The organism is Pseudomonas sp. GB2N2 (genome assembly GCF_054897705.1).
Genome location: NZ_CM142701.1, coordinates 3,893,256 through 3,916,680, shown reverse-complemented (window position 1 = coordinate 3,916,680; position 23,425 = coordinate 3,893,256). Strand labels below are relative to the sequence as shown.

The 23,425-nt window shown below is 60.4% G+C and carries 22 protein-coding genes; 6 read left to right on the top strand and 16 right to left on the bottom strand.

The features are described 5' to 3' along the window. Positions 1–23: 23 nt before the first annotated feature. From ACYZT4_RS18125 to cbiE, 6 genes are all read right to left on the bottom strand, one after another. On the bottom strand, positions 24–422 hold the full coding sequence (locus ACYZT4_RS18125) for a DUF2946 domain-containing protein (RefSeq protein ID WP_461981911.1): 399 nt from the start codon (positions 420–422) through the stop codon (positions 24–26). Between the two features lie 98 nt (positions 423–520). Next, the gene (locus ACYZT4_RS18120) at positions 521–811 is read right to left on the bottom strand and encodes an addiction module antidote protein (protein WP_461981909.1); all 291 of its coding nucleotides are present in this window, start codon (positions 809–811) and stop codon (positions 521–523) included. A 3-nt stretch (positions 812–814) separates the two neighbouring features. Continuing rightward, positions 815–1,117 carry a type II toxin-antitoxin system RelE/ParE family toxin gene (locus ACYZT4_RS18115; protein WP_461981907.1) on the bottom strand — a complete coding sequence of 101 codons (303 nt, stop codon included), beginning with the start codon at positions 1,115–1,117 and terminating at the stop codon, positions 815–817. 191 nt (positions 1,118–1,308) lie between these two features. Next, the gene (locus ACYZT4_RS18110; protein ID WP_461981905.1) at positions 1,309–2,037 is read right to left on the bottom strand and encodes a cobalt-precorrin-6A reductase; all 729 of its coding nucleotides are present in this window, start codon (positions 2,035–2,037) and stop codon (positions 1,309–1,311) included. Beyond that, positions 2,034–3,131: a cobalt-precorrin-5B (C(1))-methyltransferase gene (locus ACYZT4_RS18105; RefSeq protein WP_461981903.1), complete on the bottom strand. Its 1,098-nt coding sequence runs from the start codon at positions 3,129–3,131 to the stop codon at positions 2,034–2,036. Before ACYZT4_RS18105 ends, ACYZT4_RS18110 begins: the two co-directional genes overlap by 4 nt. Beyond that, positions 3,124–4,335, bottom strand: a complete 1,212-nt coding sequence (gene cbiE / locus ACYZT4_RS18100) for a precorrin-6y C5,15-methyltransferase (decarboxylating) subunit CbiE (RefSeq protein WP_461981901.1) — start codon at positions 4,333–4,335, stop codon at positions 3,124–3,126. Before cbiE ends, ACYZT4_RS18105 begins: the two co-directional genes overlap by 8 nt. Positions 4,336–4,494: 159 nt before the next feature. Here cbiE and ACYZT4_RS18095 point away from each other — a divergent pair, with 159 nt between their 5' ends. From ACYZT4_RS18095 to ACYZT4_RS18070, 6 genes are all read left to right on the top strand, one after another. Then, a complete protein-coding gene (locus ACYZT4_RS18095) occupies positions 4,495–5,241 on the top strand; it encodes a hypothetical protein (RefSeq protein WP_461981900.1) in 747 nt (248 codons plus the stop codon). Positions 5,242–5,387: 146 nt separating this feature from the next. After that, on the top strand, positions 5,388–6,701 hold the full coding sequence (gene cobG / locus ACYZT4_RS18090; RefSeq protein WP_461988725.1) for a precorrin-3B synthase: 1,314 nt from the start codon (positions 5,388–5,390) through the stop codon (positions 6,699–6,701). Then, positions 6,694–7,320, top strand: coding sequence for a precorrin-8X methylmutase (locus ACYZT4_RS18085; RefSeq protein WP_461981898.1), 627 nt, complete (start codon positions 6,694–6,696; stop codon positions 7,318–7,320). Before cobG ends, ACYZT4_RS18085 begins: the two co-directional genes overlap by 8 nt. After that, the gene (locus ACYZT4_RS18080) at positions 7,320–8,051 is read left to right on the top strand and encodes a precorrin-2 C(20)-methyltransferase (RefSeq protein ID WP_461988723.1); all 732 of its coding nucleotides are present in this window, start codon (positions 7,320–7,322) and stop codon (positions 8,049–8,051) included. The genes ACYZT4_RS18085 and ACYZT4_RS18080 overlap by 1 nt, the downstream gene beginning before the upstream one ends. Then, entirely contained in the window at positions 8,051–9,751 is a 1,701-nt protein-coding gene (cobJ, locus tag ACYZT4_RS18075) for a precorrin-3B C(17)-methyltransferase (protein WP_461981896.1), read from the top strand. Before ACYZT4_RS18080 ends, cobJ begins: the two co-directional genes overlap by 1 nt. Positions 9,752–10,111: 360 nt before the next feature. Next, the gene (locus tag ACYZT4_RS18070; RefSeq protein WP_461981894.1) at positions 10,112–10,912 is read left to right on the top strand and encodes a hypothetical protein; all 801 of its coding nucleotides are present in this window, start codon (positions 10,112–10,114) and stop codon (positions 10,910–10,912) included. 48 nt (positions 10,913–10,960) lie between these two features. Here the strand turns inward: ACYZT4_RS18070 and ACYZT4_RS18065 are convergent, their stop codons facing one another. From ACYZT4_RS18065 to accB, 10 genes are all read right to left on the bottom strand, one after another. Continuing rightward, complete coding sequence (locus ACYZT4_RS18065) at positions 10,961–11,557, bottom strand: MarC family protein (protein WP_007937197.1); 597 nt, start codon at positions 11,555–11,557, stop codon at positions 10,961–10,963. 64 nt (positions 11,558–11,621) lie between these two features. Further along, positions 11,622–14,399 (bottom strand): hybrid sensor histidine kinase/response regulator, encoded by a 2,778-nt coding sequence (locus ACYZT4_RS18060; protein WP_461981892.1) that lies wholly within the window; start codon positions 14,397–14,399, stop codon positions 11,622–11,624. 99 nt (positions 14,400–14,498) lie between these two features. Continuing rightward, on the bottom strand, positions 14,499–15,794 hold the full coding sequence (gene purD / locus ACYZT4_RS18055; protein ID WP_461981890.1) for a phosphoribosylamine--glycine ligase: 1,296 nt from the start codon (positions 15,792–15,794) through the stop codon (positions 14,499–14,501). A gap of 171 nt (positions 15,795–15,965) precedes the next feature. Beyond that, positions 15,966–17,573 carry a bifunctional phosphoribosylaminoimidazolecarboxamide formyltransferase/IMP cyclohydrolase gene (gene purH / locus ACYZT4_RS18050; protein ID WP_461981888.1) on the bottom strand — a complete coding sequence of 536 codons (1,608 nt, stop codon included), beginning with the start codon at positions 17,571–17,573 and terminating at the stop codon, positions 15,966–15,968. Between the two features lie 81 nt (positions 17,574–17,654). Then, entirely contained in the window at positions 17,655–17,975 is a 321-nt protein-coding gene (gene fis, locus ACYZT4_RS18045; RefSeq protein ID WP_007907419.1) for a DNA-binding transcriptional regulator Fis, read from the bottom strand. Then, positions 17,972–18,982: a tRNA dihydrouridine synthase DusB gene (gene dusB / locus ACYZT4_RS18040; protein ID WP_461981886.1), complete on the bottom strand. Its 1,011-nt coding sequence runs from the start codon at positions 18,980–18,982 to the stop codon at positions 17,972–17,974. Before dusB ends, fis begins: the two co-directional genes overlap by 4 nt. 185 nt (positions 18,983–19,167) lie before the next feature. Further along, entirely contained in the window at positions 19,168–20,409 is a 1,242-nt protein-coding gene (locus ACYZT4_RS18035) for a DUF3426 domain-containing protein (RefSeq protein ID WP_461981884.1), read from the bottom strand. A gap of 30 nt (positions 20,410–20,439) precedes the next feature. Continuing rightward, entirely contained in the window at positions 20,440–21,318 is an 879-nt protein-coding gene (gene prmA, locus ACYZT4_RS18030) for a 50S ribosomal protein L11 methyltransferase (protein ID WP_461981882.1), read from the bottom strand. Positions 21,319–21,568: 250 nt separating this feature from the next. After that, positions 21,569–22,927 carry an acetyl-CoA carboxylase biotin carboxylase subunit gene (gene accC, locus ACYZT4_RS18025; RefSeq protein ID WP_461981880.1) on the bottom strand — a complete coding sequence of 453 codons (1,359 nt, stop codon included), beginning with the start codon at positions 22,925–22,927 and terminating at the stop codon, positions 21,569–21,571. Between the two features lie 17 nt (positions 22,928–22,944). Next, complete coding sequence (gene accB / locus ACYZT4_RS18020) at positions 22,945–23,403, bottom strand: acetyl-CoA carboxylase biotin carboxyl carrier protein (RefSeq protein ID WP_461981878.1); 459 nt, start codon at positions 23,401–23,403, stop codon at positions 22,945–22,947. Positions 23,404–23,425 lie beyond the last annotated feature (22 nt).

Here is a 23,425-nt window from a genome sequence, read left to right as displayed (position 1 = left end):
CGCAGGTCAATTGCGAGAAAGAATCACACCAGAGGGGACGCGCGGGGATTAAGGCTCGGCCATTGCTGGCGCGGTGTGGGGATGTCGAATGAGGCGGCGGGCAGGCTTCGATTGGACTCGAAACGCGCAAAGTACACCTGCGGCACATGCCCGGGCAACGCCACCAGCGGCGCCGAGCCGGAGCAGCACCAGCAATGCTGCATGTTGGAATGATCGTCATTCTGCGGCGCTTTCTGCTCAAGCGTCCCCAGGGAAATCGCCACCATCTTCGTGCCGGTGGACGAGCAGAAACTGCCCCACAACACTTGCTCGGCCGGCGACGTCGCCGCCTGCGCCATCGCTCCGGTCATCGGCATGGCGAGCAGGTTGAACAGCACTGCGAAGCAGGCGATCCAGGCAATTGCGAGCCGTTGTCGGGACATGGGACAAATCCGGTGGGGTGGGCGATCAGGCGCGGCTATTTAGCCTGATCAGTGCCGATAAGTAAAAAGCCCGCGTGCGGTGTGGTGTCGCAGCACCGTCAGATCGCAGTGGCGTGCAATCGCAGACCCAAGGCTTTCATAACCTTCATGATAGTCGCGAATTCCGGATTGCCAGTGCTGCTTAATGCTTTGTACAAGCTCTCACGACCCAGGCATGCATCACGCGCAACCTGAGTCATGCCCTGCGCTCTGGCTATGTCGTTGAGTGCTGCGCGTATCAGAACGCCGTCGCCGGCATCTTCTTCAAAACAAGCGTCCAGATAAGCGGCCATTTCTTCCGGAGTTTTGAGAAACTCGGCGGCATCGAAACGGGTAAATTGTTCGGTCATGACCTACTCCTCATTACCGATGTTTTGCGTCATTTGAATAGCGCGTTTGATATCTCGTTTTTGAGTCGACTTGTCGCCCCCCACTAAAAGCAGGTAAACCACTTCGCCCCGGCGAGTGAAGTAAATTCTATAGCCCGGGCCATGATGTACACGCATTTCATAGACAGATTTGCCTACAGATTCGCAATCGCCAAAATTTCCATGTTCGGCGGCTCGGAGCCTGGCGATGATCCGAACTTTTCCGATGGTGTCTCTTAGTGAGTCGAGCCAGTCTGCAAATGCACTGGATCGTTCGAAGTCGATCATGGCTGATCGTATTCCTTGGGATACAGGTTGGCAAGCGGCCTTTCTCCTACTCGTGCGTAGTCTTGTACTGTCGAGTCGAGTCGTTATGCTTGATAGGATTTAAGGAATGCGAATATAGGATTGGAGCTCTGGGAGTTACAGTCAGCTCTTTCCTTGAATGTTGCGGGTAAAATCGCACGGCTCTGCAGGTGTCAGGAAAGGTCTGACGCCCGTAGAGCGTTTTGCACATCGCCCACGCTCCAAAACTCCCGATCCACCCCCACCAATACCGGCCTCTTCAACACCAGTACCGGCACCCCGCGCTCGCGGGCCACTTCCAGTTTCGGCTCGGTGGCGGTGCTGCCGCTGTTCTTGCTGATCAGCACATCGATCTGCCGACGTTGAAACAGCTCACGTTCATCGTCGATCAAAAACGGCCCGCGAGCGCCGATCACCTCGCAGCGTTCGTTGCCGGGGTAAACATCCAGTGCGCGCAGCGTCCAGAATTGCTCCGGCGGGATTTCATCCAGGTGCTGCAAGGGTTCGCGGCCGAGGGTGAACAGCGGGCGGCGGAACGGTTTGATAGCTTCAACCAGCTCGGCCCAGTCGCTGACTTCGCGCCAGTCATCACCGGCTTGCGGTTGCCAGGCCGGGCGCCGCAGGGCCCAGCAGGGAATGCCGGTCAATTGCGCGGCCGTCGCAGCGTTCTGGCTGATGCGTGCGGCGTAGGGATGAGTCGCGTCCAGCAGCAGATCGATCCCTTCATCGTTGATGAATTGCGCCAACCCCTCAGCACCGCCATAGCCACCGACGCGGACCTGGCAGTTCAGATCGGTCGGTACTCGGCCGACACCGGCCAGGCTGTAAATGTGCTCCGGCCCCAGCGTCCGGGCGATCGCCAGGGCTTCGGTGACACCGCCGAGCAGCAAGATACGTTTCATTGAAAAGCTCCCGCATGGCCGACGATTCCGCCCTGGCGATCGATGGCAAACACTTCGACCTGAACCTGCGCCGGCACCACGCTGCGGGCGAACGCCAGCGCGTGCGTGCACACCGCATCGCCGAGCGCGATGCCGGCGGCGCTGGCCATCGCCAAGGCTTGTTGACTGGTATTAGCTTCAACGATCGCTTGCTGTAACGCTGTGTCGGCGCCAATCGCAGCGGCCCATGCCGCCAGTTGCGGCAGGTCGATGCTCGAATGCCGGCTGTGCAAATCCATGTGCCCCGCCGCCAGTTTGCTGATCTTGCCGAAACCGCCGCACAGACTGAGTTTATCCACAGGCACTTTGCGCAGGTGTTTAAGGACGGCGCCGACGAAGTCGCCCATTTCGATCAGGGCGATTTCCGGCAGGTCATAGACGCGGCGCATGGTGTCTTCGCTGGCGTTGCCGGTGCACGCGGCGATGTGCAGATAGCCGTTGGTTTTCGCCACATCGATGCCCTGATGGATCGAGGCGATGTACGCCGCGCAGGAAAACGGCCGGACGATGCCGCTGGTGCCGAGTATCGACAAGCCACCGAGAATGCCCAGACGTGGATTCATGGTTTTCAACGCCAGTGCCTCGCCGCCCTCGACGTTGACCGTGACCTCGAAACCGCCCTGATAGCCGAGCTCTTCGGCGAGCGCGGTCAAGTGGTCCGTGATCATCTTGCGCGGCACCGGGTTGATCGCCGGCTCGCCGACCGCCAACACCAGTCCCGGTCGTGTCACCGTGCCGACACCACGGCCGGCACTGAAACGAATGCCTGGTTCGGCGTTCAAGCGCACATGGGAAAACAGCAATGCGCCGTGGGTCACGTCCGGGTCGTCGCCGGCATCCTTGATCGTGCCGGCCTCGGCGCCGTCATCGTTTAGCCGGCAGAATTCCAGGCGCATTTGCACCTGTTTGCCTTTGGGCAGGACGATGTCCACGGCGTCCGCGCACTCGCCGCCGAGCAGCAAGCGAGCCGCCGCCAGGCTGGTGGCGGTGGCGCAACTGCCTGTGGTCAGGCCGCTGCGCAGCGGAGCGGGTTGTTCGGCGGTTTCATCACGCATCGAAAGGTTTGACCATGTTCAACACGGTTATCGGCAGCGCTTGGCGCCAGGTATCGAAGTCGCCCAACGGTTGCGCCTGGGCAATGTGAATGCGCGTCAGCTCACCGCCATGTTGCTCGCGCCAGGCCATCAAGGTCATTTCGCTTTGCAACGTGACCGCGTTGGCGATCAGCCGGCCGCCAGGTTTCAACTGAGTCCAGCAGGCGTCCAGCACGCCCTCGCGCGTGACGCCGCCACCGATGAACACCGCGTCCGGACGTTCGAGTCCAGCGAGGGCCTGCGGTGCCTTGCCGCGAATCAGTTGCAGACCGGGCACGCCGAGCGCGTCGCGGTTGTGTTCGATCAACGACTGCCTGCCTTCATCCGCCTCGATGGCCAGTGCCCGGCAACTCGGGTGGGTGCGCATCCATTCGATGCCGATCGAGCCGCTGCCGGCGCCGACGTCCCACAATAATTCACCGGGCACCGGGGCGAGGCGCGCGAGGGTGATGGCGCGAACATCGCGTTTGGTCAGTTGGCCGTCGTGCTTGAACGCCGAGTCCGGCAGGCCGGCCAGTCGCGACAGGCGTGGCGTATGGGCTTCAGCGATGCATTCAATGGCGATCAGGTTCAAATCGGCGATCACCGGATCGGTCCAGTCCCGGGCAACGCCGTCGATGCGTCGCTCGGCGTCGCCACCCACATGCTCCAGCACGGTAAAGCGGCTCGGCCCAAAGCCGCGCTCGCGCAGCAACGCGGCAATGGCGGCCGGGCTTTGGCCGTCGTTGCTCAGCACCAGCAAGCGAACACCGCTGGACAGTTGCGCGTTGAGCGCCGAGATCGGGCGGGCGACCACCGACAATGTGACCACCTCCTGTAATGGCCAGCCCATGCGCGCGGCGGCCAGTGAGCAAGAGGAGGGCGCCGGCAGGATCAGCATTTCATCGCTCGGCAGTTGACGGGCGAGGCTGGCGCCGACGCCGAAGAACATCGGATCGCCGCTGGCCAGCACGCAGACCGGCTCGCCACGCAAAGCCAGCAGGCCGTCCAGGGAAAACGGTGATGGCCAGCGCTGGCGCTCGCCGCGGATGCACGCTGGTAATAGGGCCAGTTGCCGTTGGCTGCCGACAATCGTCGACGCGGCCAACAGCGCATGCCGGGCATTCTTGCCCAGACCCTTGAAGCCGTCCTCACCAATGCCTGTCACGGTCAGCCAGCGTGCCATGTGCGTTCTCTGTTCATCTGTGTAAAGCGGCGCATGATAACGCGTCGGGAGTGCAGGCGAGTAATGGATTGTTTTAAGTTTGAGGTCCAGTTCGGTGGTTGATGTTATCGAGGTTGGTTAGTCTGGGTTTTCATTGATTAACTTTAAAAGGATTTAATGATGCGTATTGAGAAAGTGGGCAACTTGGACTTGTTGGCTTATTCCTCAGGATTTGAACGAACTCTCGGAGTAGGTAATAAAAAGTTGGCACGACCCGGGCTGGATCAATCCGGGGCGGCCGGATCGCTGCTGGGAGGCAATCTGATCAGTACGGCGAGGGGTGTGTCACGCCAGGATAAACGCGACGTCAACGCCAGCCTGCGCTACGCGCAGTGGTACGCGAGCCAGGAGCGCGATCGTGAGTCGGATGCTCAAGGCTGGTTTTCCAAGTTTGCCGTCGCCTTGTGGACCATGGGTTGGGAGTATGAAGACAGTCATGTTGTCGAGAAACACTACAATCACTTTTCTGGCCAACTAAGTCGGGCCTATATGAATACCCTTGTTGGTGTTAACCCGCCGATGGCCAAACTGACGAGGGATATGTTTGATGCGCTAATGGTTAATACGTCTGCACTCTGGTCATTGTCCAAAGAAAGTCGGCGTGGCCGGGAGTTTGCGATTGCCCCCGCTGAATATGACCAACAGGGCAGGCTGTCAGTGGGCTTGAATGATTACTCGTTGAGGGCGCGAGTCCAACGCGACGGGTTTCTGTTTTGGGACTGGAACGAGGGCGGGGTGGCGCTCACGCATCGCGCTGTGCCCCTCACACTCAACAGAGCGAGATTTGAAGAGGTTCGTACTGAGTTGAGTGACCGGCTCGACCTAATTGCGGAGGCCATCTTCGAGTTTTACGCAGAACTGCTGTGAGGGACGCCGCCTGAAGGATTGAGGGGCCGATGCATTTGCGACACGCGGTCTTATGATGCCGCGGGGCAAAGCAGGCATAATACGGCGCGCTTCCGTCGGGAGGCGCTTCCACTTTTAAACCGGTCGTCCCTTTGAGCAAACTCACGTTGTCCAGTACGTTGCGCCCCTCGGCTTGTCCGGGGTTGCTGCGTATCGTGCAGGCCAGGGACGGTGGTATCTGCCGGATCAAACTTCCCGGCGGGGTCATCAGTGCTGAACAGGCCAACGCCGTTGCCGACGGCGCGCAGCGTTATGCCGATTCGGTCATCGAAGCGACCAACCGGGCCAACCTGCAGATTCGCGGCATCGCTAATGAACAGGCCGCGTTGATTGACAGTCTGCTCGCCGCCGGGCTCGGCCCTTCGAATGCGGCGGGCGACGATGTACGAAACCTGATGCTGAGCCCCAGTGCGGGGATTGACCCGCAGAGGCTGTTCGACACCCGCGGCCTCGCCCGACAGATCCTTGCCACCCTGCAAGAGCAGGAGCGCTTTCACGACCTCAGCGCCAAATTCGCCGTGCAACTCGACGGAGGCGAACGTCTGGCGATGCTCGAACATCCTCATGACCTGTGGTTGTCCGTTTTTAAGGATGAAGACGAAGATGAGCCGCGGCTGGCGTTTGGTCTGGCGGGATGCCCGACTGATCGGCCGGCCGGTTCGGTGCCACTGGAGCAGGGTCATGCGCTGGTAGTCGCGGTGCTTGAACTGTTTCTTGAACTGGCGGGCCCCGAGCAAACGCGCATGCGCCATGTGCTGGCCGACGTTGCGGTCGACGTGTTCCTCGCGCGTCTGGCCGAACGCGTGCCTTTGCAGGCTGTCGCCGGGTGGCAGCGTTCATCGCGTTCCGAGGTCCTGCACATTGGCGCGCACCCGCAGGCGCAGGCCGGGCAGGTCTATGTCGGCGCAGTGCCGCCGCTGGGGCGGCTCGATAGCGCCATGCTCCGGGCCGCCGCTCTCCTGGCGCAGGATTACGGCGACGCAACGCTGCGGTTCACGCCTTGGCAAAGCCTGCTGTTGCCGAACATTCGCCAAGAGCACGCCGATGAAGTCATCCGTCGCCTGCAGGCGTCGGGATTTGTCTGCGTAGCCGATCAGGCGTTGTCACGGATGATCGCCTGCACCGGTTCGACGGGCTGTGGCAAAGGCCTGGCCGATACCAAGGGCGATGCGCTGCAACTGGCGGCGCTGCTGCAGCGCCATGGCCAGCCATTGAGCGTGCATCTGTCCGGGTGCTCGCGTTCGTGCGCCGCCGCGCACTGTGCGCCGGTGACGTTACTGGCCGTCACCCCCGGTCACTACGACCTCTATTTTCGCGATGCCGCGCAGCCGGGTTTCGGCGCGCTGCACGCACGCAATCTTACTATTGAAGCGGTCGACGCCTTGCTCGATGCCCGCTCACGGAGCCTTTTGAATGCTTGATTACATCCGCGACGGTCAGGAGATCTATCGCAACTCCTTCGCGATCATTCGTGCCGAAGCCAACCTCGAACGCATCCCGGCCGATCTGGAAAAACTCGCGGTCCGCGTGATCCATGCGTGCGGCATGGTGGGGGCGATTGACGGCCTGCAATTCTCCGAAGGCGCGGGTAAGGCCGGGCGCGCGGCGCTGGCCGCCGGTGCGCCGATCCTGTGCGACGCGCGGATGGTCTCCGAAGGCGTGACCCGCACGCGCTTGCCAGCGAACAACGAAGTCATTTGCACCCTGCGCGACGAAAGCGTTCCCGATCTCGCCCGCGAGCTGGGCAACACCCGTTCCGCGGCGGCACTGGAACTGTGGCGCCCGCACCTCGAAGGCAGCGTGGTGGTGATCGGCAACGCACCAACTGCGTTGTTTTATCTGCTGGAAATGCTCGATGCCGGTGCGCCGAAACCGGCGCTGATCCTCGGTTTCCCGGTGGGTTTTGTCGGCGCCGCCGAATCCAAGGCAGCGCTCGCGGCGGACAGCCGTGGCGTGCCGTTCGTCATCATGCAAGGCCGGCTGGGCGGCAGCGCCATGGCCGCCGCTGCTGTCAATGCCCTCGCCACGGAGATCGAATGATGCAGCAACCCGGACGTTTGATCGGCCTGGGCGTTGGCCCCGGTGATCCGGAACTGATTACCGTCAAGGCCCTGCGGCTGTTACGCGAATCGCCGGTGGTGGCGTACTTCGTCGCCAAAGGCAAAAAGGGCAACGCTTTCGGCATCATCGAAGCGCATTTGCAGGACGCGCAAAGCCTGCTGCCGCTGGTGTACCCGGTGACCACCGAAGCGTTGCCGGCGCCGCTGTCCTATGAACAAGTGATCAGTGATTTCTACGACGCGGCCGGCGAAGAGCTGGCGGCGCATCTCGATGCCGGTCGCGACGTGGCGGTGATCTGCGAAGGTGATCCGTTCTTCTACGGCTCTTATATGTACCTGCACGATCGCCTCGCCGAACGTTATGAAGCCGAAGTGGTGCCTGGCGTCTGTTCGATGCTGGGCGGTGCTTCGGTGCTCGGTGCGCCGCTGGTGTATCGCAATCAAAGCCTGTCGGTGCTGTCCGGCGTGCTGCCTCACGACGATCTCAAGCGCCGCCTCGCCGATGCCGATGCGGCAGTGATCATGAAGCTGGGGCGTAATTTCCCCAAGGTTCGCCAAGTGCTCGAAGAACTCGGGCTGGCCGGGCGCGCGTTGTACGTCGAACGCGCCACCATGGCCAACCAGAAGATCGTGCCACTGGATCAGGTCGCGCCGATGTCGTCGCCTTACTTCTCGTTGATCATCGTTCCCGGTGAAAGGTGGCAAGGCTGATGACGCGTTCAGTTCCGGCGATTGTCATTCTCGGCAATGGCAGCCTCGCCACCGCGCGCAGGATTCAGCAGGTCTACCCCGGCGCGTTGATTCACGGGTTGGCCGAACGAGTCGAGGGTGCAGATCGTGTCTATCACGAATTCGGCGCGACGCTGCGCGAGCTCTATCAGCAGGACACGCCGGTCATTGCCCTGTGCGCGGCGGGCATCGTGATCCGCACACTCGCGCCGTTGCTGCTGGAAAAAGGTGCAGAGCCACCGGTGCTGGCGGTTGCTGAAGATGGCAGCGCGGTGGTCCCGCTGTTGGGCGGTTTGGGCGGCGTGAACGTGCTGGCACGAGAGATTGCCGCAGCGCTGCAGGTGTCAGCCGCGATCACCACCAGTGGTGAGTTGCGCTTCGGCACCTGTCTGCTCAATCCACCCGATGGTTATGCCTTGGGCGACCTGGAACTGGGCAAACGTTTTGTCTCCGATTTGCTCGCCGGTGAGACGGTGCGCATTGAGGGTTCGGCGCCGTGGTTGGCGCAGGCGCAGTTGCCTGAACACCCGCAAGCGCGGTTGGCCGTGCATGTGGGGCATGCCGAGCGATCGCCAGCTGCCAACGAATTGTTGATCTACCCGCGCAACGTTTTGGTGGCGGTAAGTGCTGGCGTGGACAACGTGTCAGGGTCGATTCGTGACGCGTTGCATCAGGCGAAAATCGCTGTGCAATCCGTGGCGCTGCTGTTGGCAGGTGACAGCGCAATGGCGGATTCGGCGCTGCGTGAGGCGGCGCTGGAACTGGGTGTGCCGTTGCGTTTTGCCAACGCGGGCGTTGCGGTCAGTGAGCTTGCGCGCAACGCTGTTGGCCAGTCTGTTTCGATCGTTGGCGATGAGCGCATTGCCATCGCGGTGGTCGAGCAACCGCTAAACCCATTATTGATCGGTCGTCCTCGCGGACGTCTCGCGGTGATCGGCCTTGGCCCGGGCGCTGCCGACTTGATGGTGCCAGCGGTCAAGGCCGAGCTGGCGCGAGCCAACGATGTACTCGGTTACGAAACCTATGTGCGCATGGCCGGCCCCTTCCGCGCCGATCAAGTGCTGCATTGCACCGATAACCGCGAAGAGATGCAGCGCGCGCGTCATGCGTTCGAGCTGGCGGCGCAAGGACGTTCCGTGGTGGTGGTTTCATCGGGTGATCCGGGTGTGTTCGCCATGGCGGCGGCGGTGCTCGAAGCATTGCATGAGTCTACTGACGCTGCGTGGCACAACGTCGACCTGGAAATCTTGCCAGGCGTTTCGGCATCGCTGGCGACGGCCGCGCAGGCGGGCGCGCCATTGGGGCATGACTTCTGCGTGCTGTCGCTGTCGGACAACCTCAAGCCATGGGACATCATCGAGACACGCCTCGATCTGGCATCGCAGGCTGATCTGGCTCTGGCGTTCTACAACCCCATCTCGCGCTCGCGTCCATGGCAACTTGGCCGGGCATTGGAAATCGTCGCCCGCCATCGCACGCCTCAGACACCGGTCGTTTTGGGGCGTGACATTGGTCGCCCGGGACAGACGTTGCGGGTGACGACGCTTGGCCAACTGACCCCGGATCAGGTGGATATGCGCACTATGGTCCTTGTGGGATCGTCCACAACTCGCGTATTTGCGCGGGCAGGTGGCGGTGATTGGGTCTTTACCCCGCGTTGGTACCCAGAGAAGCCCGCCTAACCCCCATCGTTCCTACAATGGTTGTCATCACTCTGAGTCATTGCTCTTCGTAGGTTAACTCCCTGTTGAGTAGGGAAACGTTACTTGCGAAGTGTACTGGCGAGTAGGATTGTTTACATTTTTCTATAGGTCGCATTCTTGCGTTATGGAAAGTGATACTAGGATGTGCGCATTTATTTGGTTTCAAGTGGGTGGTGCCTTGTTTGTTCTGTGTTAAGTTTTTTCAGTTGCACTGAGAGTTATCTATTTTGGTTGGCGTGTGGTTTTTTAAGTTGTTGAAAGAGTAGTTGGGGTGGAGTAGGGTTTATTAAGTGTCCCGGTCTGGGTCGCTTTTCAAACTTAAATTAAATGGATTTTTTAATGTATAAAATGAACGATGTAGAGGCTGATGCCTATTTTGATCAATGCCTTGGTCAATGCCAGGCCAAACTAAAGCAGATGGCTCCAAAGATTCAGGGTTTTTCGGCAACTCGATTAGCACAATTGCCGATTGATCGGGATGAATTGAATGCCGCGATCATGGGCAGTGGCATTGTTGGCTTTCTGGAGGGGATGTCGAGGCGTAACAAACGTATGGTCAAAAATACCTACGCCTATGCCGATATCGCTTCCAAAATGCTGTTTCCGGGCAAATCGCAGAAAGTTGCTCGCTACGACTGTTTTAAAAAATTGATGTTCGCCATGGGGTGGACCGAGTATCACAGTGCGTTCACTCAATACAAGTCCAGTACTGCAAAGTTAATGATGGATAACGTAGCGCTGGATATTGTGTATTCGGTTGTCGGTGGCGTGGCGGGTCCTGTCGGGAGTGCCTTGAAAGTTGTTGCGGAGAAAACCATCGAGGCACTGAAGAAGCAACCCGATGCGGTCCAACTGTTTGAGCGTCACGCCCTCGAAGCCGGTGGTGCAAACTTTGGTGTGTCCGTGTGCAAACAGGATGAGGACGCTGAAGTCACGATGGCCGTAGGTACGGTGCGTTACGACGCATCCGCCAACAATACCAAGGTTATCTTTTTCGAATGGAACAGCTCTGACGTTGAGATGTATCAAGGTAAGGCGTTGTTCACCATCCACGAGGAGGACTTGCGCAAAGAGGCGCAGGCCATCAAGTACCTCGATGATCTTCGCGAGGCGGTGTTCATGGAGTTTTCGCCGGTTTAAACGCAGTTGATTGCCAGAGGCATAAAGCCTCTGGCTTTCAGTCCCCTGTTACGGCACGAGATACCCTTTCACCCCAGTGAAAATAATCTGCGCCGCCAGCGCGCACACAAACAGCCCCATCAGCCGGCTGACAATCTGCAAACCCTGATCACCGAGAATTCGTTCAATCCGGTTCGACAGATAAAGCACCACGCCGACCGTGAAGCTGGCCAGCGCGATGCTGAGGATGGCGGTGAGTTTGTCATCCCAGTGTGGCTGGCTCACGCCCATCACCAGTAAGGCGCCGATGGTGCCGGGGCCGACCGTCAGGGGAATGGTCAGCGGAACGATGGTGACGTCCTGTTGCACGTTGTCGGTCTGCACCGCCGACTTGCCTTGGGCCATGCCCAGCGCCGAAATGAACAACACGCTGCCGGCACCAATGCGGAAGGCGTCCACGGTGATGCCGAAGACGCTGAAAATGACCCGCCCGAACAAATACAGCAAGACACTGGACACCAGCGTGGCAGTCGCCACTTTCCAGGCCAGCCGACGCTGCTCCTTACGTGAATAGCCACGGGTCAGGCTGATGAAACAGGACAACACGAAGAACGGGCTGTAGAGCACCAGCATCTTCAGGTAAACGCTGAACAACACGTGGAGCATGGTGCAAGCTCACTGGCGAGGGAAGTCGTGGGGGATTCTATCAGGCGTCGCCGGGTCTGTCGGCTCAGGACGTTTGTGCCGCCGTGCGGTTCTGCTGATCGCGCTGGGCCACCCAATGCTCGATCAGTTCGCGCAACTGCGACAGCTCGACGGGTTTGGCCATGTGTCCGTCCATGCCGGCCTGACGCGCACGCTCTTTATGTTCGGCGAGAATGTGCGCGGTCAACGCCACCACCGGCGTGCGAATTCGCTGGTTGCTGACCTCCCATGCGCGTAATTGCTGGGTGGCCGAGAAGCCGTCGAGGATCGGCATCTCACAATCCATCAGTACCAGGTCGTAACGCTGGGCCTTCATCGCCTGCAAGGCTTCTTCGCCGTTGCTGGCCGTGTCCGGTTGCAGGTTGAGCTTGCCCAGCATGCCGCGAATCACCTTGGTCGAGATGCTGTTGTCCTCGGCCACCAGAATGCGGAAATCGCTGGGGACCTTGACCGGCAGGGTCGGGCCCGGCGGCAGGTGCGGCGAAACGGCAAGGCCCTTGTTGCGCTGGTTCAGTTCATCCGCCAGCGTGGTCTTGAGGGTATAGCCGGCGACCGGTTTGGCGAGGATGCGTTTGATCCCGGAGTTGCGCGCAATGATCTTGCTTGGCGCATTGCTGATGCCGGTGAGCATGATCAGCAGGATGTCGTGGTTCAGGCTCGGGTCTTCTTTGATCTTGGCGGCCAGTTGCATGCCGGTCATGCCGGGCATGTTCTGGTCCAGAAGGACCACGTCGAAGTAATCGCGCAGGTGCGCCTTGGTCCGCAGCAGCGCCAACGCTTCCTTGCCGGATGGCACGGCACTGACATTCAGCCCCCAGGCGCTGCACTGTTGCACCAGCACTTTGCGGCAGGTGTCGTTGTCGTCCACCACCAGCACCCGTGCGCCTTGCAGCGGGCCATCGAGATCGGAGGTCGGGTGTTCGAGGCGGTCTGGGTCAAGGGGCAAGGTCAGCCACAGGGTGCTGCCCTGATTGGCGCCGCTCTTGACGCCGAATTCGCCGTGCATCAGACGAATCAACTGCCGGGCGATCACCAGCCCGAGGTTGCCTCCCAGGCGGTTGGCCGAGAGGAAGTTCTTGCTGTGCAGTTCGGCGTGCATCAACGCATCACGTTCTTCGGCGTCCATTGGCTCGCCGCTGTCCTGCACGGCAATGCGCAGACGCGGTTTGGCGCTGCGTTCGTCGAGGGCGACGACGATCAGGATCTCGCCTTCGTCGGTTTTCTTCAGGGCGTTTTCCAGCAGGCTCAGCAGGGTTTGGCGCAGGCGCGTCGGGTCGCCGCTGATGACCCGCGGCACTTGCGGCTGGATGAAGCTGATCAGTTCTACGTTCTGCTGTTCGGCCTTGGCGCGGAAGATGCTCAGGCAATCTTCGATCAGCGCATTGAGATCGAACTGCACGTCGTCCAGTTCGATCTGCCCGGATTCGAGTTTGGAGATGTCGAGGATCTCGTTGATCAGTGTCAGCAGTTCGTTGCCGGCACTGTGGATGGTCTGCACGTAGTCGCGTTGTTTGACCGAGAGCGGCGTGCCCAGCAACAGTTCGGTCATGCCCAGCACGCCATTCATCGGAGTGCGGATTTCGTGGCTGATTTTTGCCAGGAATTCGGCCTTGGCGTTGATCTCGGCATTGCTGGCGGCAAGGTCGCGGCTGACGCTGAAACGGTCTTCGGTGATGCTGCGCTGGCGCTCGCTGAGGGCAATGCTCATCAACAGGCCGCTGATGCAGATGAAGATCAGCAAGGCGATGATCAGACCTTGCGGTTCGATCAGTGTCAGCCCCAGCAGGGCCGGGAGGATGATCAAAGTGCCAACGTTGAACACCACCATGGCGGCCACGAACAGCCGTGCCGGTCGATAGCCTTTTTGCCAGTGCCAGGCGCTGACGAAGAGCATCGTCAGGCCCGCGAGGGCGACCAGGGTGTAGGTGATGATGTTCAGTGGCAGCGTATTGACGAACAACAGCAGCAGGCCGCAGACGGTGATGAGCAGGATATCGCCGAGCAGCAGTTTGTTCAGTGGGTGAGGGCCGAGCGGGGCGAAGAAGCGGTAGGCAAACATCAGCCCGCACGGTGCGGTCAGCAGCAGGAAGAGGTAGGCGCCCGGTGTCTGCAGCGCGTGCCAATTCGGTAGCCACGGGCCGGCCAGGTTCAGCAACAACGCCAGACTGAGCATCAACAATGCTTCACAGCCCGCCAGCCACAGGCTGCTGCGGGACCGGGTGTAGGCGTATCGAATCAGGTTATGCAGCACCAGCATGCCGATACAGCCGAACAGCAGGCCGTAAATGAGTGTCTGGCTTTGATTGGCCGCCGTCATGATCGCCGATTGCAAGGTGATGTAAGGCCGCATCTGGTGTTCAGACACCAGGCGCAGGTAAACATCGAGGGGCTTGTCACTTTGCGGCAACGGCAACATGAAGTCGCTGTTGGGTAACGGCCGTTCAACCTGCGGCTGTTCGGTTCCGGTGTTGAGCTGGTCGATCAGCCGGTCACCGTCCAGCACATAAAGATTGAGGTGCGCCAGGTCGGGCGCGAACACCCGCAACAACTGCTCGTGTTTGCCGGGTGTCAGCCTGAATCGCAGCCAGAGCGCACCGCCGGGCTCGGCCGCGGAGAGGCGTTCGAGTTCGATGGGGCTGAATTGATTGGTGTAGCGTGCGGAGCGGATGTCGCTCAGTTGCAGGTCGCCCTGTTCGTCGAGCAATACCGCCCAACCACTGCCTTGCGCGGCTTGGGCCGCAAGCATGCAGAGCAGCGTCAGCAACGTGACAGTGAAACCTATGGCAATCCTGAGCCAGCGCACGGCGAAATCCCTTCGTAGGTTGATGCCAGAATATAACTATGCGCGGCGCCGGAATAGTCCGGCAAGGGCCTGAATCCCAAGCCCTGCCGAATGGATCGCTTATTCCTGATTTTCGCCACGCTCGCGGGCAATGGCGCGGTAGCCAATGTCCTTGCGATAGAAACTGCCTTCCCAGTCAATCTTCGCCGCCAGCTTGTAAGCCTGCTGCTGAGCAGCGTCGACGCTGGCGCCCATGGCGGTAGCGCACAGCACCCGACCACCGGCCGTTACCACTTGACCATCCTTGAGCGCAGTACCGGCGTGAAAGACTTTGCCTTCCAGCGCGGCCGCTGCATCCAGACCATTAATGGCGACGCCCTTAGCGTAGTCGCCAGGATAGCCGCCTGCTGCCAAAACAATACCCACGCTAGGACGTGGGTCCCATTGCGCTTCGACCTTGTCCAGCGCTTGCGCCAGGGCCGCTTCGACCAGCAGCACCAAGCTCGACTGCAGGCGCAGCATAACCGGTTGGGTCTCAGGGTCGCCGAAGCGGCAGTTGAATTCGATAACTTTTGGGTTACCAGCCTTGTCAATCATCAGGCCGGCATACAGGAAACCGGTGTAGACGTTGCCTTCATCGGCCATGCCACGCACGGTCGGCCAGATCACCAGGTCCATCACACGCTTGTGCACTTCGCTGGTGACCACGGGCGCCGGGGAGTAGGCACCCATGCCGCCGGTGTTCGGGCCGGTGTCGCCGTCGCCGACGCGTTTGTGGTCCTGGCTGGTGGCCATCGGCAATACGTTCTTGCCATCGACCATGACGATGAAGCTGGCTTCTTCGCCGTCCAGAAACTCTTCGATCACTACCCGCGAACCGGCTTCGCCGAATGCGTTGCCGGCGAGCATGTCGCGCACGGCGTCTTCGGCTTCGACCAGGGTCATGGCCACGATCACGCCTTTACCGGCGGCCAGGCCATCGGCCTTGATCACGATAGGTGCGCCTTTTTCACGCAGATAAGCCAGGGCCGGCTCGATCTCGGTGAAGTTCTGGTAGTCGGCGGTCGGAATCTTGTGGCGTGCCAGGAAGTCTTTGGTGAAGGCTTTCGAACCTTCCAGCTGCGCAGCGCCAGCGGTCGGACCGAAGCAATCGAGGCCACGGGCGCGGAACAGGTCGACGACGCCGGCGACCAGTGGCACTTCAGGGCCGACGATGGTCAGCGAAACGTTCTTCTCGGCAAAGTCTGCGAGTTGTTCCAGTGCAAGCACATCGATAGCGACGTTTTCGCACTTGGCTTCAATGGCGGTGCCGGCATTGCCAGGGGCCACGAACACCTTTTGCACACGCGGATCCTGAGCCACTTTCCAGGCCAGGGCGTGTTCACGGCCACCGCTGCCAATGATCAAAATATTCAAAAAAAGACTCCTTCGGAGAAGCTGCAAGCTACAAGCTGCAAGAGAAAGCGGATTTGTGCAGCTTTCAATTGCGGCGTGAAGCTCTAAATTAGTCGGGCTGTTGCGACAAGCAAGGCCGACGCAAGTCTGCTCTTAACTTGTCGCTTGCAGCTTGAAGCTTACGGCTGCTTCTTAGTGCCTGAAGTGGCGCATGCCGGTGAAGACCATTGCGATGCCCGCTTCATCAGCGGCTGCAATCACTTCGTTGTCACGCATCGAGCCGCCTGGCTGGATCACCGCGGTGATGCCGACCTTGGCCGCATTGTCCAGGCCGTCGCGGAACGGGAAGAACGCGTCAGAGGCCATGACCGAACCGGCTACCTGCAACCCGGCATGTTCAGCCTTGATCGCGGCGATACGGGCCGAGTTCACACGGCTCATCTGGCCAGCGCCGACACCGATGGTCTGGCGGTTCTTGGCGTAGACGATCGCATTGGATTTAACGTACTTGGCCACTTTCCAGGCAAAGATCAGGTCGTTGATTTCCTGTTCGGTCGGCGCGCGTTTGGTCACGACTTTCAGGTCATCGGCGCTGATCATGCCGACGTCGCGGCTCTGCACCAGCAGGCCACCGTTGACGCGTTTGTAATCCCAGGCAGCGGCGCGGTCAGTCGACCACTCGCCGCACGTCAGCAGACGTACGTTGGCTTTCGCCGCGACGATGGCGCGGGCTTCTGCGCTGACGCTTGGGGCGATGATCACTTCGACGAACTGACGCTCGACGATGGCCTTGGCGGTGTCAGCATCCAGCTCGCGGTTGAACGCGATGATGCCGCCGAACGCCGATTCGGTGTCGGTGGCGTAGGCCAGTTCGTAGGCCTGTCGAATGCCGCCTTCGGCGTCCGGGCTCACGGCCACGCCGCACGGGTTGGCGTGCTTGACGATGACGCAAGCCGGCTTGACGAAGCTCTTCACGCATTCCAGCGCGGCGTCGGTGTCGGCCACGTTGTTGTACGACAGTTCCTTGCCTTGCAGTTGGGTCGCGGTGGCGATACCGACTTCGGCAGGCTTGGTTTCCACGTAGAACGCCGCGCTCTGGTGCGGGTTCTCGCCGTAGCGCATTTCCTGAGCCTTGACGAACTGGCTGTTGAAGGTGCGCGGGAATTCGCTGCGACCTTCGGTGCTGAGGGTGTCAGCGGCCTGGTTTACGGTGCCCATGTAGTTGGCGATCATGCCGTCGTAAGCCGCGGTGTGTTCGAAGGCCTTGAGCATCAAGTCGAAACGCTGAGCGTAGGTCAGGCCGCCGGCCTTGAGGCCTTCGAGCACGCTGGCGTAGTCACTGGCATTCACCACGATGGCCACGTCTTTATGGTTTTTTGCCGCCGAACGGACCATGGTCGGGCCGCCGATGTCGATGTTCTCGATGGCGGTCGGCAGGTCGCAGCCTGGCTTGTTGATGGTGGCTTCGAACGGGTACAGGTTGACCGCTACCAGATCGATCGGCTTGATGCCGTGCTCGTTCATGATGGCGTCGTCGATACCGCGACGACCAAGGATCCCGCCGTGGATTTTCGGGTGCAGGGTCTTGACCCGACCGTCCATCATTTCCGCGAAACCGGTGTAATCCGCGACTTCCACTGCGGCAACACCGTTGTCGCGCAGCAGCTTGAACGTTCCGCCGGTGGAGAGGATCTCGACGCCCAGGGCTTCAAGCTCTTTGGCGAATTCAAGGATCCCGGTCTTGTCGGAGACGCTGATCAAGGCGCGGCGGATCGGCAGGCGGGTTGTCTGGTCGGTCATTTCAATTTCCATCAAAAGCAAAGGAGTCAGCAAAAAAGGCGACCGGTTTTACGCGGGCGCCTTTCTGGTTTGATTGAATGCTTAAAGCAAATCGTACTGCTTGAGTTTCTTGCGCAGGGTGCCTCGGTTCAATCCGAGCAGCTCACTAGCCTTGGTCTGATTGCCCTTGACGTAGTTCATCACGCACTCGAGCAGGGGCGCTTCGACTTCGGAGAGCACCAGGTTGTACACATCCGTGACGGCAGCGCCCTCAAGGTGGGCGAAATAATTGTGCAGCGCTTTCTCGACACTGCCGCGAAGGGTCTGACCTTCTTCGCTCGGCGTATTGAGGTGCTGTTTCAAATTTACGTTGTCGCTCACGGGTGTTGTTCCACTCACTAAAGTCTCGGTCATCATCGTCATGCGGCCACCCCTTCTCCGTCCCCTGTCAGGCTCTTGTAACGTTCGGCGAAGAAGCCCTGAACGTTGGCGCATTGTGCTTCCGTATCTTCCAAACGATTGAAGTGGGCGCGAAACTCCTTGGCGCCCGGCAAGGTTGCGAGATACCAGCCCACATGCTTTCGAGCGATCCGGACGCCCATGACGTCTCCATAGAAGACATGCAGTGCAGCCAGATGCTCTAGCAGAATGCGTTCCACCTCGATCAATTCCAGCGCCGGAAGTTTTTCGCCGGTACGCAGGAAATGGTCGATCTCACGAAAAATCCACGGCCGCCCCTGGGCCGCCCGTCCCACCAGCAATCCATCGGCACCGGTCGCGTCGAGCACGTACCGGGCCTTTTCCGGCGAATCGATGTCGCCGTTGGCAAAAACCGGTATCGACACCGCCTGCTTGATCGCGGCAATGGTGTCGTATTCGGCCTCGCCGGTGTACAGATCGGCACGGGTGCGGCCATGTACCGCCAACGCCGTGATGCCTGCCTGCTCGGCGATCTTCGCCACCGTCAGGCCGTTCTTGTTGTCCCGGTCCCAGCCGGTACGAATCTTCAGGGTGACCGGCACATCGACCGCAGCCACCACGGCTTGCAGGATCTCGGTCACCAATGCTTCGTCCTTCAACAGCGCGGAACCGGCGGCCTTGTTGCAGACCTTCTTCGCCGGACAGCCCATGTTGATGTCAATAATCTGTGCGCCCAGTTCGACGTTGGCCCGGGCCGCATCCGCCAGCATCTGCGCATCACCACCGGCGATCTGCACCGAGCGTGGCTCGGGATCACCTTCGTGGATCATGCGCATGCGCGATTTGCGGGTGTTCCACAAACTCATGTCGCTGGTGACCATTTCCGAGACTACAAGTCCTGCGCCCAGTCGCTTGCACAGCTGACGAAAGGGCTGGTCGGTGACGCCCGCCATAGGGGCGAGAATCAAGCCGTTGTGCAATGTGTATGGACCGATGCGTACCGCCGACATAGGACTTCCCTGTTGTGGGGCCGGATCATGAGAGTTCGAAAAAGGGTTGGCATGATACCCGCTCTCGATGACTGGAGAAAGGCTGAATTGAACAAAATCTGAACAGTTATTCTGTTATCGCCAGCAGTTTGGTATGAGCGGTCTCTGTCAGAAATATGCCGTCAAACCTGTAGGACTGAACCGTTTCACTCGGGCGAATGAAAGCTCAGGCTGTAGTTCACGGCTTTGGCGCCTGGGTCGAGGATGTCCAGGGCGATGTGGATCGGCGTTTGCGGTGGCATTTCCGCCATGCCTTCGAGATCGCCGTTGAGGTACTCGCCGGGTTTGAAGCGACGGCTGGCGATCAGGTGACCATTGAGGTCGGCGAAGCGCAGCTCCAGCAACGGGAAGGGCTGGGAGAACGGGGCGCGGTTGTAGATGATCGCATCGACCACCAGCGCGCCATTGAACTCCGGATGGCTACGCACCACCAGATTGCTGCTTTTGATTTTCGCGATGTCGACCTTTGACGGCACGGTGCAGCCGAGTGGCGGGCACAGTTGCTGGAACCACGGACGGTATTGGTCCTGGCGCGCCAGTTCATCGAAGTGATAGGCGACGTACTGGCCGACAAGCGCGCCGGCACCGAGCAGAATCAACAGCAACCAGAGAAACCGGCGGCCCCAGGGGGAGCGGCGTTTTTGCCAGTCGAGTTGCAACGGGTCGTCGGTCAGGTCTTGCAGAACCTCGGCGCGCATCGCTGTTTCACTGCGTTCGCGGCGTTTGCGCAGGGGTTCGATTGAAGGCAGAGGGTGATCGAAGTCGTCACTGTCGTCAGCTGCGGACAGGCGTTCGTGATGAAGCGGTGCGTCGAGCGGGTCGTTCAGGCGCAGCTGTGGGGGCCGGGGCGGCTGAGGCTCATCGTCTTGTTCGACCAGTTCCAGGGACAGCGATGGCTCAGTGCGCGAAGCTTTGCCCGGCTCGATGGCCGGTTCTTGCGTGATCGCTGCGTCGGCCGCTTCCGCGCGATCGGCGGCCGATTCGCTGAACAGGCTGTCGGACCAAGGCTCTTCGTCATGTTCGGAAGTGTCTCGGCGGGCACTCAAGCTGTCTTCGCGGTGACGACCGAGCTCGGTGGTCGGCTGGATTTCCCGCTGTTCGAGCCGGGCGAGTTCTTCGTCCAGGTCCAGGCTGTCCAGATCAAGCTCAGCGGCGGTCCATTGTTTCTGACTGATGGCGCGTTGTTCCGTCTCCGCCACTTCGACGGCATCGGGGATGGCCGGCGTGACCGCTTCCTTGCCCGCCTGCTCAAGCAGTTGCTTGGCAGAATTGAACACCTGCAGGCACGACCCGCAACGAACCACTCCACGGGCCACGCTCAATTGAGCATGGCTGACGCGGAAACTGGTTTGGCAATGCGGGCACTGGGTGACGAAGCTGTCGGTCATGCGGCGATCCGGATTATGCAGGCGCCCATTCTAGCGCCGACGGCCAGTGATGCGCACCCAGCCATCGCGATTGGCGATCGGGTCCAGATCGAAGTCCTGAGCGTAGGCTTGGGCAACTTCTTCGCCCTGTTCGGCGAGGATGCCCGACAGTGCCAGGCGACCACCCGGCTTGACCAGGCTGGACAGTTGCGGTGCCAGGGACACCAGCGGACCGGCGAGGATGTTGGCCACCAGCACGTCGGCCTGAACCTGCGGCAAATCTTCCGGCAGGTACAGCGGGAAAAGTGCTTCGGCGATGTGGTTGCGCCCGGCGTTGTCACGGGACGCTTCCAGCGCCTGCACGTCGATGTCGGTGCCGACGGCTTCCCTGGCACCCAGCAGCAACGCGGCAATCGCCAGGATCCCCGAGCCGCAGCCGAAGTCCAGCACGTTGCAGTCGTTCAGGTCCTGACCATCGAGCCATTCCAGGCACAGTGCGGTGGTTGGATGCGTGCCGGTGCCGAACGCCAGGCCGGGATCCAGCAGGAGGTTCACGGCGTCCGGTTCAGGTGCGGCGTGCCAGCTCGGCACGATCCACAGGCGCTGACCGAAACGCATCGGCTGGAAACCGTCCATCCAGCTGCGTTCCCAATCCTGGTCTTCGATCACTTCGCTGTGGTGCTCGGGCAGCGGGACGCCCGTCAGCAGCTCCAGATGCGCGAGCACCGTGGCGGCTTCGGTGCCACCTTCGAACAGCGCCAGCAAATGCGTGTGCGACCACAGCGGGGTGGTGTTGAGTTCCGGTTCGAAGATCGGCTGATCTTCGGCGTCCATGAACGTCACCGACACGGCGCCCACTTCAAGGAAAGCGTCTTCATAGGTTTCGGCTTGTTCTGGGCTGATGGCGAGACGGACTTGCAGCCAAGGCATGGCGGGCACCTTTGAAAAATATTGATTGCAGCCTAGCGGGCTGCGAGAAGCGCGCAAGTTTACGCGAGCGCGACACAGAACACGACTTGCTCTTCGTAGGAGCGTGGCTTTCCCGCGAAGGGCGCGCATTGGCTTTCCTGATACACCGCGGTGCCTGGTTCGCGGGCAAGCCACGCTCCTACAAAGGCGGATGAAATGTCCAGAAACAACAAAGCCGCTCGAAAGCGGCTTTGTTGGTGCGGATCACAGACTAGTGCTTGTCGCCAGCCAGTTTGTGTTCCAGGTAGTGGATGTTGACTCCACCTTTGCAGAAGCCTTCATCGCGGACCAGATCGCGGTGCAGCGGGATGTTGGTCTTGATCCCGTCGACCACGATTTCGTCCAGCGCATTGCGCATGCGCGCCAGTGCTTCGTCACGGGTTGCGCCGTAGGTGATCAGCTTGCCGATCAACGAATCGTAGTTCGGCGGAACCGCATAACCGCTGTACAGGTGCGAATCGACGCGAACGCCGTTGCCGCCTGGAGCGTGGAAATGCTTGACCGTGCCTGGGCTTGGCATGAAGGTTTTCGGGTCTTCGGCGTTGATCCGGCATTCCAGCGCGTGACCACGGATGACGACGTCTTCCTGGGTGTACGACAGTTTGTTGCCAGCGGCGATGCTGAGCATCTCCTTGACGATGTCGATGCCTGTGACCATTTCCGAAACCGGGTGCTCGACCTGAACGCGGGTGTTCATTTCGATGAAATAGAACGCGCCGTTCTCGTACAGGAACTCGAACGTGCCCGCGCCACGGTAGTTGATGTCGATGCACGCCTTGACGCAGCGTGCGAGGACTTCAGCCCGTGCTTTCTCGTCGATGCCCGGTGCCGGCGCTTCTTCGAGAACCTTCTGGTGACGACGTTGCAGCGAGCAATCGCGGTCGCCCAGATGGATGGCGTGGCCCTGGCCATCGGAAAGCACCTGGACTTCCACGTGGCGCGGGTTGGTCAGGAATTTTTCCAGATAGACCATCGGGTTGCCAAACGCCGCGCCGGCTTCGGTGCGGGTCAGTTTGGCGAAGGAGATCAGGTCTTCTTCTTTGTGCACAACGCGCATGCCGCGACCACCACCGCCGCCAGCGGCTTTGATGATTACCGGATAACCGACTTCACGACCGATGCGCAAAGCGGTTTCTTCGTCTTCCGGCAGCGGGCCGTCGGAACCCGGAACGGTTGGAACGCCAGCGGCGATCATGGCGTGCTTGGCCGAAACCTTGTCGCCCATCAGGCGAATGGTGTCGGCTTTCGGGCCAATGAAGGCGAAGCCGGAGTTCTCGACCTGCTCGGCGAAATCAGCGTTTTCCGCAAGGAAACCGTAGCCTGGGTGAATGGCGGTGGCGCCGGTCACTTCAGCGGCAGCGATGATGGCCGGAATGTGCAGGTAAGACTTCGCAGCCGATGCCGGACCGATGCAGACGGATTCGTCCGCCAGGCCCAGATGCATCAGCTCTTTGTCAGCCGTGGAGTACACGGCTACGGTCTTGATGCCCATCTCTTTGCAGGCACGCAGGATTCGCAAGGCGATCTCACCGCGGTTGGCGATCAGAACTTTTTCCAACTTCGCAGTCATCAAAGTTTCTCCGCGGTTCAAACGATGGTGAACAGCGGTTGGTCGTACTCAACCGGCTGGCCGTCTTCGACGAGGATGGATTCAATCACACCGCTGGTTTCAGCTTCGATGTGGTTCATCATCTTCATCGCCTCGACGATGCACAGGGTGTCGCCTTTCTTCACGGTCTGGCCGACTTCAACGAAGGACGGCGAGCCTGGCGAAGACTTGCGATAGAAGGTGCCGACCATCGGCGAACGGGCAACGGTGCCGTTCAGAACTGGCGCGGCCGGCGCAGCAGGGGCGGCGGCAACCGGGGCGGCAGCCACTGGCGCTGGAGCCGGAGCGTGCATTGGCGCCGGAGCGTAGTACTGCTGAGCCGGGGTCTTGCTGTGGCGGCTGATACGTACGGACTCTTCGCCTTCCTTGATCTCGAGCTCGTCGATGCCGGACTCTTCCAGCAATTCGATCAGTTTCTTAACTTTACGGATATCCATGAATCATCAACTCCCAAGGGTC

Excerpts from the sequence above, each read along its gene's own strand:
- ACYZT4_RS18035 (WP_461981884.1), bottom strand. The coding sequence starts at position 20,409 with ATGACCGACAGCTTCGTCACCCAGTGCCCGCATTGCCAAACCAGTTTC.
- ACYZT4_RS18120 (WP_461981909.1), bottom strand. The coding sequence starts at position 811 with ATGACCGAACAATTTACCCGTTTCGATGCCGCCGAGTTTCTCAAAACT.
- ACYZT4_RS18065 (WP_007937197.1), bottom strand. The coding sequence starts at position 11,557 with ATGCTCCACGTGTTGTTCAGCGTTTACCTGAAGATGCTGGTGCTCTAC.
- cobJ (WP_461981896.1), top strand. The coding sequence starts at position 8,051 with ATGACGCGTTCAGTTCCGGCGATTGTCATTCTCGGCAATGGCAGCCTC.
- purH (WP_461981888.1), bottom strand. The coding sequence starts at position 17,573 with ATGACCGACCAGACAACCCGCCTGCCGATCCGCCGCGCCTTGATCAGC.
- dusB (WP_461981886.1), bottom strand. The coding sequence starts at position 18,982 with ATGTCGGCGGTACGCATCGGTCCATACACATTGCACAACGGCTTGATT.
- ACYZT4_RS18080 (WP_461988723.1), top strand. The coding sequence starts at position 7,320 with ATGCAGCAACCCGGACGTTTGATCGGCCTGGGCGTTGGCCCCGGTGAT.
- ACYZT4_RS18085 (WP_461981898.1), top strand. The coding sequence starts at position 6,694 with ATGCTTGATTACATCCGCGACGGTCAGGAGATCTATCGCAACTCCTTC.
- ACYZT4_RS18070 (WP_461981894.1), top strand. The coding sequence starts at position 10,112 with ATGTATAAAATGAACGATGTAGAGGCTGATGCCTATTTTGATCAATGC.
- ACYZT4_RS18105 (WP_461981903.1), bottom strand. The coding sequence starts at position 3,131 with ATGCGTGATGAAACCGCCGAACAACCCGCTCCGCTGCGCAGCGGCCTG.
- cbiE (WP_461981901.1), bottom strand. The coding sequence starts at position 4,335 with ATGGCACGCTGGCTGACCGTGACAGGCATTGGTGAGGACGGCTTCAAG.
- ACYZT4_RS18110 (WP_461981905.1), bottom strand. The coding sequence starts at position 2,037 with ATGAAACGTATCTTGCTGCTCGGCGGTGTCACCGAAGCCCTGGCGATC.
- ACYZT4_RS18095 (WP_461981900.1), top strand. The coding sequence starts at position 4,495 with ATGCGTATTGAGAAAGTGGGCAACTTGGACTTGTTGGCTTATTCCTCA.
- ACYZT4_RS18125 (WP_461981911.1), bottom strand. The coding sequence starts at position 422 with ATGTCCCGACAACGGCTCGCAATTGCCTGGATCGCCTGCTTCGCAGTG.
- accB (WP_461981878.1), bottom strand. The coding sequence starts at position 23,403 with ATGGATATCCGTAAAGTTAAGAAACTGATCGAATTGCTGGAAGAGTCC.
- prmA (WP_461981882.1), bottom strand. The coding sequence starts at position 21,318 with ATGCCTTGGCTGCAAGTCCGTCTCGCCATCAGCCCAGAACAAGCCGAA.
- ACYZT4_RS18115 (WP_461981907.1), bottom strand. The coding sequence starts at position 1,117 with ATGATCGACTTCGAACGATCCAGTGCATTTGCAGACTGGCTCGACTCA.
- fis (WP_007907419.1), bottom strand. The coding sequence starts at position 17,975 with ATGACGATGATGACCGAGACTTTAGTGAGTGGAACAACACCCGTGAGC.
- accC (WP_461981880.1), bottom strand. The coding sequence starts at position 22,927 with ATGACTGCGAAGTTGGAAAAAGTTCTGATCGCCAACCGCGGTGAGATC.